The organism is Mycobacterium sp. NGS49 (assembly GCF_059812565.1).
Map to the genome: position 1 here is coordinate 89,693 of NZ_JCALCX010000020.1, position 12,967 is coordinate 102,659.

General features: G+C 67.3%; 2 protein-coding genes. One reads left to right on the forward strand and one right to left on the reverse strand.

Translation table 11 applies throughout. The features are described 5' to 3' along the window. Nucleotides 1-68: 68 nt before the first annotated feature. Nucleotides 69-11,087 carry an SDR family NAD(P)-dependent oxidoreductase gene (locus AC5Y7D_RS20830; protein WP_499927274.1) on the reverse strand — a complete coding sequence of 3,673 codons (11,019 nt, stop codon included), beginning with the start codon at nt 11,085-11,087 and terminating at the stop codon, nt 69-71. 328 nt (nt 11,088-11,415) lie between these two features. Here AC5Y7D_RS20830 and AC5Y7D_RS20835 point away from each other — a divergent pair, with 328 nt between their 5' ends. Next, complete coding sequence (locus AC5Y7D_RS20835) at nt 11,416-12,837, forward strand: condensation domain-containing protein (RefSeq protein WP_499927276.1); 1,422 nt, start codon at nt 11,416-11,418, stop codon at nt 12,835-12,837. Nucleotides 12,838-12,967 lie beyond the last annotated feature (130 nt).

A 12,967-nucleotide genomic window follows, 5' to 3' on the forward strand; every position in this document is an offset into this window, starting at 1 on the left:
CGCCAGCGCACGGCGCGGACAAACGCGCTGCCCACCAACCGGGCCGTGCCCGGCTTCGGCGTCGACGACTAGGTTTCGGCCGGTTCGGCCGGTTCGGCCGCTTCTGCCGATTCGGCCGGGGCGGGACCGGACTGGGCGATCAGCTCTGGCACCTGTTCGGCCAGGTACTCGGCGAGCGACCTGATCGTCGGATAGTCGAACACCGCGGTGGCGCTGATCGTCAATGCCCCACCGAATTGTCCGAGCAACCGGTTGCGCAGTTCGACCGCCATCAGTGAATCGGTTCCGAGGTCCAGGAACCGGCTGCTGGCGGCGGGCGGTTGCGCTAGTCGCAGGAAGCTCTGTACCTCTTGCTGCAAATATTCGGTGAGGAAATCGGCAAACTGCGCCTCGGGTATCTCGTGCAATTGCCGCAGCAGCGCGCTGTCGCCTTGCGTGGCCGCCGCCGCGCTCGGCAGCACGTGATCGAGGATCGCCGGCCGGGCACCCCCCAGTACCTTGGCCGTACGCTGCCAGTTGGCCTTGATCACCGTCGCCTGTCCGGTGCCCTCGACGAAGATCGCGCCCAGCGCGCTCAGCGCGGCGGTGGGGTCCAGCGGAACCAGCCCCTGCGCACCCAGATTGACCCGCGCCGCGTGCGACGCGGCCATGCCGCCCTTCGCCCACGGACCCCAGTTCACCCCGGTCGCGGTCAGGCCCTGCGCATTGCGGTCGGCCACGAGCCCGTCCAGCACCGCATTGGCGGCCGCGTAGTTGGCCTGACCCGGTGAACCCAGGACGCTGGACACCGAGGAGTACACGATGAAGAAATCCAGCTCGTCGTTCTTGGTCAGCCGGTGCAGGTGCCAGGCCGCAAAAGCCTTGGGAGCCAAAGTCATCCGGAACCGCTCCAGGCTCTGTTGCGACAGCAGCCCGTCATCCAGCAGGCCCGCCAGATGCGCCACACCCGCCAGCGGCGGCAACTCCGCTCGGATGCGCTCCAGCAGATCGGCGACCTGAGACTCGTCCCCGACGTCGGCGCCGAAGACGTGGATCCGGCACCGGTAGCGATCGGTGATGTTGTCGATGGCCTGTTGCGCTTCCGCGTCCGGCAGGTGCCGGCTGGTCAGCACGATGTCGCCCGCGCCCAATTGGGCCAAATATGCGGCGGTGTGCAGGCCGAGTGCGCCCAGACCGCCGGTGACCAGATAGGTCCGATCACCGCGCGGCTGAAGCGGATTCGGCATCTGCAGCACGATTTTGCCGATATGCCGCGCCTGCTGCATTCGGCGGAACGCCGTCTTGGCCTCCGTCAGCGGATAGATCTCGGCATGCAGCGGTGTCCACTCCCCGCTGCCCAATCCCTCCGACACCTCCGACAGCAGGCGTTGAATGTGCTCCGGGTCCGCCATGATGGTGCCGTCGAGCGCGACGATCTCGTATTCGATGTCAGGTCGAACCGCCGCCATCTGCTCGGCTGTCCAGATGTCGCGCTTGGCGATCTCGGCGAATCGGCCGTTCCTGGCGGTCGCGCGAACGGTCGCCTCGACGAAACCCTCGTTGGTCAGGCTGTTGAGCACCACGTCGACGCCGGCGCCGTCGGTGTCGGTCAGGATCTGGTCCGCGAAATCCGTTGTGCGGGAATCGTATACATAGTCGACACCCAGCTTGCGCAGAGCGGCACGTTTGTAGGTGCTGGCGGTGGCGAACACGGTCGCACCGCGATGGCGTGCCAACTGGATGGCCGCCAGTCCGACCCCGCCGCTGGCGGCGTGCACCAGCACCCGATCGCCAGGGCGCAGCTTCGCCCAGTCGAAGGCCAGCCGGGCCGTGAGTGCCGCCGCGGGTATGCTCGCCGCCGCTACCGCGCCGAGGCCTTTCGGCACCGGCGCGAGCAACTGCGCCGGCACGTTCACCCGGCTGGCGAAGGCCCCCTGCATGAAGCCGAAGACGCGCTGGCCGACTTCGAACCCGGTGACCCCGGGCCCCAACTCGGTGACCAGGCCGGAGAAATCACCCCCGATCGGACCGGGGTCGCCCGGGTAGAGACCCAGCACGTTGAGCACATCCCGGAAGTTGAGACCGGCGGCCTCCACCCGGATCTGCACCTGACCGGCGACCGGTGCCGGCACTTCGGCTTCGGCCAGACGAAGGTTGTCGATGGCACCGCGTTCGGTGGGGGCCAGGACGTAGTCGGCCGCATGCGGTACGGCGAGATGCCCGCCGCGCGCCCACGGCAGCAGCCGCGATACCAGGAACTTCCCCTGGCGCAACGCCAGTTCGGGTTCGACGACGGCGGAAGCCGGCATGCCGAGCAATGCCGTCAGCCAGTGCACGGCGTCGTCGGACCCGTCGTGGTCGACCAGCCTGCAGCGCAGCGGCGGCTGCTCCGCGATGACGGTGCGCCCGAGCCCCCACAGCGCCGCCTGGACGGGGTCGACCGGCTCGCCCGGTTCGGCCGCCACCGCCCGCTCGGTGACAATCCACAGTCCGCCGGGCAGTTTCAGGTCGTGTTGTGCCAACAGCGAGCGCACCAGGGTGAGCAGCCGCTCGACCTCGCCCTCCAGCCGCCGGCAGAATTCTGCGCTCGGCTCTTCGGTGTCCGGTCGCCGATTGCTACGCCAGACGATGCCGGAAATCGGCTCACCGCGTCCCTGCGCTTCGGCGAGTAGCCGCAGCCAGTGCTCTTGATCGACAGTCCCGTTGATGCGCAGGCAATCTGGCACCACCGACGCCAGCTCGTCGAACCCGGCGATCAACCACCTGCCACCGGCGTCCTCAGCCGCCCCGGCGTCCGTGCCCGGCGCCGGCGGGGGCACCTCATGCCAGCCAAGGGTGTACAGCAGCCGGGTGGCGTCGCCGCCGAGTCCACGCAACAACGCCTCACGAGGAGCACGCTTGACCGTGAATTCGCGGATTCCACCCAGCAATCGGCCATCCCGATCAATGAAATCGAGGTCGAACACTTGTGTTTCGCTGTTCAATCCGCCTGCGTGCCATCGGGCGCGGCAGTAGAACCGCCGCGGCATCCGGTCGCGCAGCGTCACCCGCCCGTACCGCAGCGGCAGGAACAGATCCGCAACCCCGTGTTCGGCGGCCGCGAGAAGCGCCGGGAATGCCGGGAAGGCGACACCCGTGCACAGGTCCAATAGCACCGGGTGGATCGGCTCGCTGCCGAGTTGCTCGGCGAGTTCGTCACCGATGGCGACATCGCCGATCGCCTCACCGTCGCCGACCCACAACGATTTCAGCGACGTCGACCAGGTGGGGCCCCACGCCAGCTCCATGTCGGCGAAGGTGTCGAACAACTGCTGCGTCTGGGTGCGGCTCAACCGCTCGATCGCCGCATCGATGGAATCCGGCTCCCCGGCTACCGGCTCATCCTCGACACTGCTGACCAGGGTGCCGTCGGCATTGAGCGCCCAGTCCGCCTCCCGCACACCGTACGGGCGGCTGTGCACCCGGAACGTCCAGCCGCCACCGTCTTCGAGCGGATGCAGCGTAAGCTGCACTTCGCGGGAACTCTTGTCGGGCAGGATGATCGGTTCATAGAAGAAGACGTCTCGCACGTGCGCCGGCGTACCGGCGGCGGCCAGTGCCATCGCCGCGTACGTCGCGCCCGGAACGACGACCGTGCCGTAGATGACGTGATCGGCCAGCCAGGGTTGTGACTTGACCGACAGCCGGCTGGTGTAGACGGCGTCGCCGGACGCGAGATCTTTTGCGCTGCCCAGGATTCCGCCTACCACCGCACCGCCGCCGGCGGCGATGCCGGAACTCTTCGGCCAGAAGTGCCGGCGCTGGAAGGGGTAGGTGGGCAGTTCGAGTCGCCGGGGCGGGCGCTGGTAGCGCGCGCCGAAATCGGGCCGATGGCCGGCGACGTAGGCCGCGGCCAGCGCTTCGGAGATCTGACGGCGGGCATCGGCGCCCTTGCGCAGCGAGACGATGGCGCGCGGGGCGGCCGAGTGTTCCGGCCACACCTGCACCGCAGCCGCGGTCAGGATGGGCTGCGGCCCGATCTCCATCAGCACCGAGCACCCCAGCGCCGCCACGGTATTCACACTGTCGGCGAACTGCACCGGCTGGCGGGAATGCTTGCGCCAGTATTGGCCGTCCAGTGCGGTTTCCGCGCTGAGGACCGCGCCGGTGCGGTTGCAGACCAGTGGCAGCGCAGGAACAGCGAACTGCAGCCGCTCCGCGTACGCCTGGAACTCGTCCAGCACCGGGTCCAGCAACGCCGAGTGGAAGGCGTGGCTGGTCTCGAGCCAGGTGCAGCGGATTCCCTCGTTGTTGCAGGTGGCCACGATTTGTTCCAGATCCGTTCCGGGACCTGCCAACACGGTGTTGGGACCGTTGTAGGCGGCGACGGAGACCTGGGGGAACCTGGTTGCGGCTTCCTCAACGTGCCGGGCTTCGGCAAAGACCGCCACCATTCGACCGCCCTCGGGCAGGCTGCCGAACAGCCGGCCCCGTTCGGCCATCAGGCGTGCCCCGTCCTCCAGGCTGAACACCCCGGCCACGCATGCCGCCGCGTACTGACCCACGCTGTGTCCGAGGACCACGTCGGGTTCGATGCCCCACGACTGCCACAGCCGGGCCAGGCCCATCTCGATTGCGAAGAGGGCGGGCTGAGCAAAGGAGGTGTGCCGCAGGGTGTCCCCCGCTTCGCGGTCGGTGCCGAGCAGCACCTCGACCAACGGACGCGGCAGCGTACCGTTGATCGCCTCCGCGCACCGCTGCACGGTGTCGGCGAAAACCCGCTCGCTGTCGAACAATTCGCGTGCCATGCCCGGGTACTGGCTGCCCTGCCCGGTGAACAACCACGCCGTCGTCGGCCGGTCCGCGCACACGCCACGTACCACGCCCGGTCGCAACCGATTCTGCGACAGATCTAACATCAGGTCGCGGGCGCACTGTACCGAAGCGGCACCGGCTTCGAGGACCAGCGCACCCCGGTGCTCGAAATGCGAACGTCCTACTCCGGCGGTGTAACAGACGTCGTTGATGTCGATCTGCGGGTTGACGTCCAGCCACGCCGCGTATCGCTGTGCCAACGACACCAGCGCCTGTTCGGACCGCGCAGACAGCGGCAGCACGCCGACCGGCCGGACGTCGGGCTCGTCCGACGTGATCGCCGCTCGCTTCGGCGCCTCTTCGATGAGCACGTGCGCATTGGTGCCGGTGAAACCGAAGGAACTCACACCCGCGCGGCGCGGCCGTCCGTTGGTCGGCCACGGCATCGCTTTGTCCACCACCCGGACCGGCAGCGACTCCCACGGAATATGGGGCGACGGATTGTCGAAATGCAGGTTCCGCGGCAGGGTTTCGTGCTGCAGTGACAGCACGATCTTTATCAGACCGGCCACCCCGGCAGCCGACTCCAGGTGGCCGATGTTGGTCTTCACCGATCCCAGGAGCAGCGGGTGGTTCGCGTCTCGCCCGGTGCCGTAGGCGGCAGCGGCGGCCTGCACCTCGATCGGGTCACCCAGCGACGTGCCCGTCCCATGGGCCTCGAGGTAGTCGACGTCGCTACCGGCAACGTGGGCCCGCGCCAACGCTGCGGCGATAAGCCGTTGCTGCGCTCCGCCGTTGGGTACCGTCAGGCCGCTGGAAGCACCGTCCTGATTGACCGCGCTGCCCCGGATGACCGCTTGGATCCGATCGCCGTCGCGCACCGCATCGCTGAGCCTCTTGAGTACCAGAATGCCGCAGCCCTCACTGCGCACGTAGCCGTCCGCGGCGGCGTCGAATGTCTTGCACCGGCCATCAGGTGACAGCATCCTGGCGCGTGAGGCGGCGATCAGGGATGCCGGGCTCAGCAGCACGTTCACTCCACCGGCCAGCACCAGATCGCAGTCCCCGGAACGCAAGGCCTGGCAGGCCTCGTGGACCGCCACCAGCGACGAGCTGCAGGCGGTATCCACCGCCACCGCCGGCCCCTCCAGTCCGAGCGCGAAGGCGACCCTGCCCGCGATGGCATTGAGCGCATTGCCGGTGATGAAGTGGGCTTCGATGCTGTCGACCGACTCGGCCGTCAACAGATGCGAGTACTCGTTGGCGGCCACCCCGACGAAGATGCCGCTGCGGCTGCCCCGCAACGACGCCGGCGAATAGCCGGCACGCTCCAGACCCTCCCAGGCGATCTCCAGCATCAACCGCTGCTGGGGATCCATCCACACGGCCTCGCGAGGTGAGATGCCGAAGAATTCGGGGTCGAATCCGTCGATGCCGTCGAGGTACCCGCCACAGCGGCTGTAGATCTTGCCCGGCGTCTCCGGATCCGGGTCGTAGTACTCATCGACGTCGAATCGGTCGTCGGGAATTTCCCGGATCGCATCGACCCCGTCAGCCAACAGATCCCAATACGCCTCGGGGTCCGCGGCACCCGGAAAGCGGCAGGCCACTGCGACGATCGCGATCGGCTCATCGACCGGGCCGGGCGTCACCGGTGCAGACGCCGTCGGTGGTTTGGCCGGTGCCGGAGCGCTCAGGTGCAGCACGTCGCTGAGTAGATAGTCCGCCACGTCGACCAGCCGCGGATAGTCCATCGCCAGGGTCGCCGGCAAAGCCTTGCCGACGCCGCGCTCGACCCGGCGCCGTAGTTCGACCGCCATCAGCGAATCCATGCCGAGATCGAAAAAGCCTGCCTCGTCGCGGATCTCCGCCGCGTCGACCCTCGTCACCTCCGCGACGACATCGCGCAGATAGTCCACAACGAGCTTCTTGCGTTGTTGCACCGGGGCAACGGTGAGCTGCTCGACGAGCCGGGTGGTCCCTGCGGCCCCGACCGGCGCGGCGGTCAGGGACTCGGGCAGCTCCCGCTCGAGTTCGGCCAGGAATGCCCGCTTGCCGGCCTGCTGGTAGAGCGGCAGGAAGCGGGACCAGTCGATCCGGGCCACCAGCCCCTGGACCGACGACGCGGCCATCAGCTCGGCCATCCCGGCCAGTGCGTCGCCCGGCGCCAGGGTCACCACTCCGCGCCGGCTCAGCTGCGCCCGTGCCTGTTCGTCGGCCATGCCCGCCGACCCCGAGTTCCACGGACCGAAGTTGACGCTCAGGTAGCCCTGTTCGCGCAGGCGCCAGGCCAACCCGTCGAGGAAGGCGTTGGCCGCGCTGTAGGCCGTCTGGCCGAAGCTGCCCCATACCGAGGCGATCGAAGAGGTACTGAGGAAGAAGTCCAGCGCCAGGTCCGCTGTCGCCTCACTCAAATTCCATGCGCCCCAAACTTTTCCGGCAAAAACCCGATCGACCTCGGCGTCGTCGAGGGCACGCAGCGGGGTGGTGCCGATCTCGCCTGCGGCATGCACAATGCCTGCCAGCGGGGGCAGCTCGGTCCGCAGGGTGGCCAGTAGCCTGTCGACGTCGTGAGGGTTCGCGACGTCGGCCGCGATGGTCCGGATGCGGCAGCCACCGTCGTGCTCGAGCGCGGCAATACGCTGTTGCACAGCGCTGTCAGGGGAGCGGCGGCCGGTCAGCACCAGATGCCGGGCACCGTGCGCGGCAAGGTAGCCGGCGATTTCCAGCCCCACCGAACCCAGCCCGCCGGTCACCAGATAGGTCGCGTCGGCACGAAAGTCCGGCGGTGTCGCACTCGGCAGGCCGGCACGCCGCACCAGACGCGGCACATAGACGTCCCGATTCCGCAGCGCGAGCTGATCTTCGGTGCCCGAGCTGTGCGGTGCCGCGGCAATCGCGTCGATCATCCGCGACCACTCGTCGACGCTGCCCGCCGACAGGTCCGCCAGCCCACCCCACACCTGCGGATGCTCCAGCGAGGCGGACTTGCCGAAGCCCCACAGGCAGCTCTGCACCGGCGATACCAGGTCCGTATCGGTAACGCGTTGTGCGCCGGCGGTGATCAGCCAGATCGGGGCGCGCAGCTCGGCGGCGACCACACCCCGGAAGAGCCGCCGTGCACCGCCCAGCACCCGGTGCTGCATCCGCAGCAGTGAGCGCATCGAAGTCGCGGTGTCTGATTCTAGGGCGGACAGAACCAGGATGCGCAGCGTCGCTTCGTCTGCCACCGTCTCGCGCAGCACGCTCTCGAGCTGTTGCTCGTCGGCGTCGGACGCCGGTAGCCCGACAACCCGGTGCCGGTGCCCGCGTGCCGTCAACACCTCGATCAGGGGTTCGACCACGTCACCGTTATCCGCGACGACGAGCCAAGCGGCGTTATCGTCGGCTGCCGCGACAATTGACTTCTGCCACCGAATCTCGTAGCGGTCCTGGGCGATGGACTGGGTCTGGCGCTGTTGGTTGTGTTGGGCGGCAAGCTTTTTCAGTACCTCGACGGTCTGCCCGTTGGCACCGGCACCGTCGAGCAACGCCGCGAGTTCGTCGATCCGGCCGTCCTCGAGCAGTCGGACGGCCTCGGTGCGCACGGCAGTTGTCTGGCCGGCCTCCTGGGTAGGCCGGCTGCGGTTGTCGCGGAACCAGTACTGGCGATGCTGGAAGGGATAGGTGGGCAGATCGAGCTTGCGCCGCGATCCCCGCTGCAGTGCGCCGAAGTCGGGCAGGTGGCCGGCGATGTACGCGTCGGCGACCGCTTCGATGATCTGGCGTCGGCCGGCGCCGTTGCGGCGCATCGAGGCAATCGCTCGCGGCGCGGTCACCGGGTCGGGCCAGGCCCGCAACGCCGCGGCGGTCAGAATCGGTTGCGGGCCGACCTCCAGCAGCACCTTGCAGCCGAGCTCGGCAAGGGTGGTGACGCTCTTGGCGAACTCGATCGGCTGCCGGGCGTGCCGGCGCCAGTACAGGCCATCGAGCTTCACCTGCCTGCCCAGCGCCGCCCCTGTCCGGTTGCACACCAAAATCCTTCGCGGCGTAGCGAACTCGAAGCGGTTCGCGTACGACTCGAACTCGTCGAGGGCGGGATCCAACAACGCCGAATGGAATGCGTGGCTGGTGTCCAGCCATTCGCAGCGGACACCGTCAGCCGTCAACCCGGCCACCGCGCGGTCCAGATCCTGGCCGGGTCCGGACAGCACGGTGTTGGCGCCGTTGTAGGCGGCCACCGACAGACTCGGAAATTCCTCGGTGATGCTCTCGACCTGCTCGCTGCCGGCGAACACCGCCACCATCCGCCCGCCGGCCGGCAGATCGCCGAACAGCCGGCCGCGGTGCGCCAGCAACAACGCCCCGTCCTCGAGGCTGAACACCCCGGCGACACACGCCGCCGAATACTGGCCGACGCTGTGGCCCAGCACCACGTCGGGTTCCAGACCCCACGACTGCCACAGCCGCGCCAGCCCCATCTCCACCGCGAACAACGCGGGCTGCGCGTAGGCGGTCTGCCGCAGCATGTCTTGGCCGTCCGGGCAGTCCGTGTCGAAAATGACGTCGAGCAGCGGTCTTTCGAGCACATCGGCAACCACCGTCGCGCACCGGCTCAGCGTCTCGGCGAACACCGGCTCGCTGTCGAACAGTTCCCGCGCCATACCGGGGAACTGGCTGCCCTGTCCGGGGAACAACCAGGCGGTCTTGGGCGGGTCGGCGCATTCTCCGCGCACCAAGCCCGGCGCCGGGCGGTCGTCGGCGAGCGCGGCGAGTAACTCGCGGGCCTTTTCGGTGGAATTGGCCACGAGCGCAGCGCGGTGCTCGAAGTGCGACCGCCCCACCCCGGCGGAGAAGCTGACATCTGCCAGGGCTGCCTCCGGGTGCTCGCTCAACCAGCTCTGGTAGTGCTCGGCGAGTTGAACCAACGCCGCCGGAGTGCGCGCCGAGAGCGGCAGCACGCTGAACCGCTGCTCGACGGGATCGGTTGTCGCCTCCACCTCGCTGATCGCGGCGGGCGCCTCTTCGAGGATGACGTGCGCGTTGGTTCCGGAGAATCCGAACGAACTGACTCCCGCCAGCCGCGGCCGACCGTTACGTTCCCACACGGTGGCCTCTTTCACGACCTGCACGGGCAGCCGGTCCCACGGGATGTGCGGGGACGGATCCCGGAAGTTCAGGTGCGGCGGCAACAACTCGTGCTCGAGCGACAGGACGACCTTCATGACGCCGGCAATCCCCGCGGCCGCTTCCAGGTGTCCGATGTTGGTCTTCGCGGACCCGATCAGGAGTGGTTTGTCACTGGCGCGCCCCTTGCCGAGCACCGCTCCGGCGGCCTGCACTTCGATCGGATCACCCAGCGACGTTCCGGTGCCGTGTGCCTCCAGGTATCCGACGTCGGCGGGTGCGACACCGGCACGCTGCAGCGCCTCGGCGATGACCCGCTGCTGAGCGATGCCGTTGGGCACCGTCAAACCGCCGGAGGCGCCGTCCTGGTTGACCGCGCTGCCGCGGATCACGGCCCGAATCCGGTCGCCGTCCCGGATCGCGTCCGCCAGCCGCTTCACCACGATGACTCCGCAGCCCTCGCCGCGCACATAGCCGTCGGCGGCCGCGTCAAAGGTCTTGCAGCGGCCGTCCGGCGCCAACATGTGCGCCTGGGAGAACGTGATCATGGTCGCCGGACTGAGCAGCGCGTTCGCCCCGCCCGCCAACGCGAGGTCGCATTCGCCCAGCCGCAGTGCTTGGCAAGCCTGATGGATCGCCACCAGCGATGAACTGCACGCGGTGTCCACGGTGACCGCCGGGCCCTGCAGGCCCAACCGATAACTGATCCGGCCCGCGGCTGCGGCGGCCGCGGTCCCGATCGCCATATAGGCCTCGATCTCGGAGTAACTCAGCTCGTCGGAGGCCATTCCGAGGTAATCGTGAGTGGACAGGCCGATGAACACACCGGTGCTGGTGTTCGCCAAAGCGGTTGGCGCCGTGCCCGAATGCTCGACGGCCCGCCACGCCGTTTCCAGCAGCAACCGATGCTGCGGGTCCATCAGCCTGACTTCGCGTGCGGACAACCCGAAGAACGGGGCGTCGAACCCGGTCACGTCGTCGATGAAGCCGGCCCGGCGGGTCACCACCTTGCCGGGCGCATCGGGATCCGCGTCGAAGAATTCCTCGGCGTCCCACCGCTCCCGGGGCACTTCCGACACGGCGTCCCGGCCCTGCCGCAACAGCTCCCAGAACTCGTCCGCGTCGCCCGCACCCGGCAAGCGCACCGCGTAGCCGACTATCGCAAACCCGGGTGGCTGCTCCGTCACCCCTGCATCGGCGGTTGCCATGCACTGTCCTCTCTGCCTGAGTCGGCGGAGATTTGGTCCCCCCTGCGCCACGTCCCGGTCGTCGCAGCAGGCGGCCCTCCCCCACGCAATTATTACCAGCCTGAATGCGCCGCGCGCCGACATCCGCAAATTGCCAGGTAAGCCACCATCCGACGGCGACGTCACCCCGCCCCATTACCATAGCCCATGGATGAATGCGAGAGCCCATGGATGAATGCGAGCCGCCGCTCGTATTCGCAGGTGCCCGCTACAGTGATTCCCGAAGCGGTTATCTTTGATATCGGTGCCGGGGTCGCCGAGTACAGCCGCCGGAACCGGGGAGGACATTTTGCAAATCGGGAAAATAACGATCGGGTCGCTGGAAGATTGGACGGTGCGCCCCGGCGCTGTCATTTCCTGGCACCCGACGCCGCTTGCTCGACAAAAGGCCGAAAAGGCACCCGTCAGTTCTGTACCGGTGAGTTACATGCAGGCCCAGCATCTCCGGGGTTATCACGACAGAACGGCGGCGGGCCTCGATTATTCGCGACTACTCATCGCTACCTGCGAAGTGCCCGGTCACTGCGACATAGCGGTCATGAATCACGCTCTCAACACATATCTCCGCCGGCACGATACTTACCGGAGCTGGTTCGCGTACACCGATGCCGGTGAGATAATCAGGCATACGATGACCGATCCTGCGGATATCGAATTCGCGCCGACAAACCACGGCGAAATGACCGTGGCGGAAATACATGAGCACGTCGTGTCCACACCGGATCCGCTGCAGTGGGGTTGCTTCACGTTCGGGATCATCCAGGGCGAAGACCACTTCACCTTCTACGCCAGTATCGACCACGTCCACGGCGACGCGACGCTCATCGGCATCACCATGTTCGAATCCAACGCCATGTATGCGGCGATGGCGGGCGGGGGCGGTCTTTTGGCGTTACCCGACACCGGCAGCTACGACGAATACTGCGTTCGGGAGCGCCAACGCACGTCAGCGTTGACGCTGGAGTCGCCGCAGGTCCGGAAATGGATCGACTTCGCCGAGAATAACAATCGCAGCCTGCCCGAATTCCCGCTTCCGCTGGGCAACCCGCTGGAGCCGACCGACAGCGACATGGTCACCGAAAACCTCATGGACGCCGAACAGTCGGCCAGATTCGAATCCGCCTGCACCGCGGCCGGCGCCCGCTTCGTCGGCGGCCTGTTCGCGTGCATGGCCTTGGTGGATCACGAGTTCACCGGAGCCGCCACATATTATGCGCTCACTCCCCGTGATGCCCGAAATAGTTCCGAGAACTTCATGACGCAAGGCTGGTTTACCGGTTTGGTGCCGATCACCATTCCCATCGCCGCCGCGTCTTTCAGTGAAGCCGCATGGGCGGCACAAGATTCCTTCGATTCCAGCCTGGACATGGCAAAGGTGCCGTATTACCGGGTACTGGAATTAGCCCCCTGGCTGCACTGGCCGCGACCGAACTTTCCCGTGTCGAATTTCCTACACGGTGGCGCCGCTCCGCTGAACACCGTCCTCGCCGCGGCCGAGATGAGCGCCGCAAACAGCATCGGAATTTATTCCGACGGCAGGTATTCCTACCAATTGACTATCTATATCTTCCGGTATGAGCAGGGTACCGCAATGGCGGTCATGTTCCCCGACAATCCGATCGCCCAAAAGTCGGTCGCACGATATGTCGAGGCAATGAAATCCGTGTGCACGCGGGTTGCTGATAGCGGACATTGGGGAAGAGTCACGTAGTCTGGGTTACCGGGGAGTTTCGATGCCGGCTATTTCGGTGAAATGCCCGAAGTCGCGGCGGGCGCGACACATAATTGAGCAGTCGGATCGGGCGGCGGTGACGACGGTGGCCCGCGGGCGCGGACCTCGA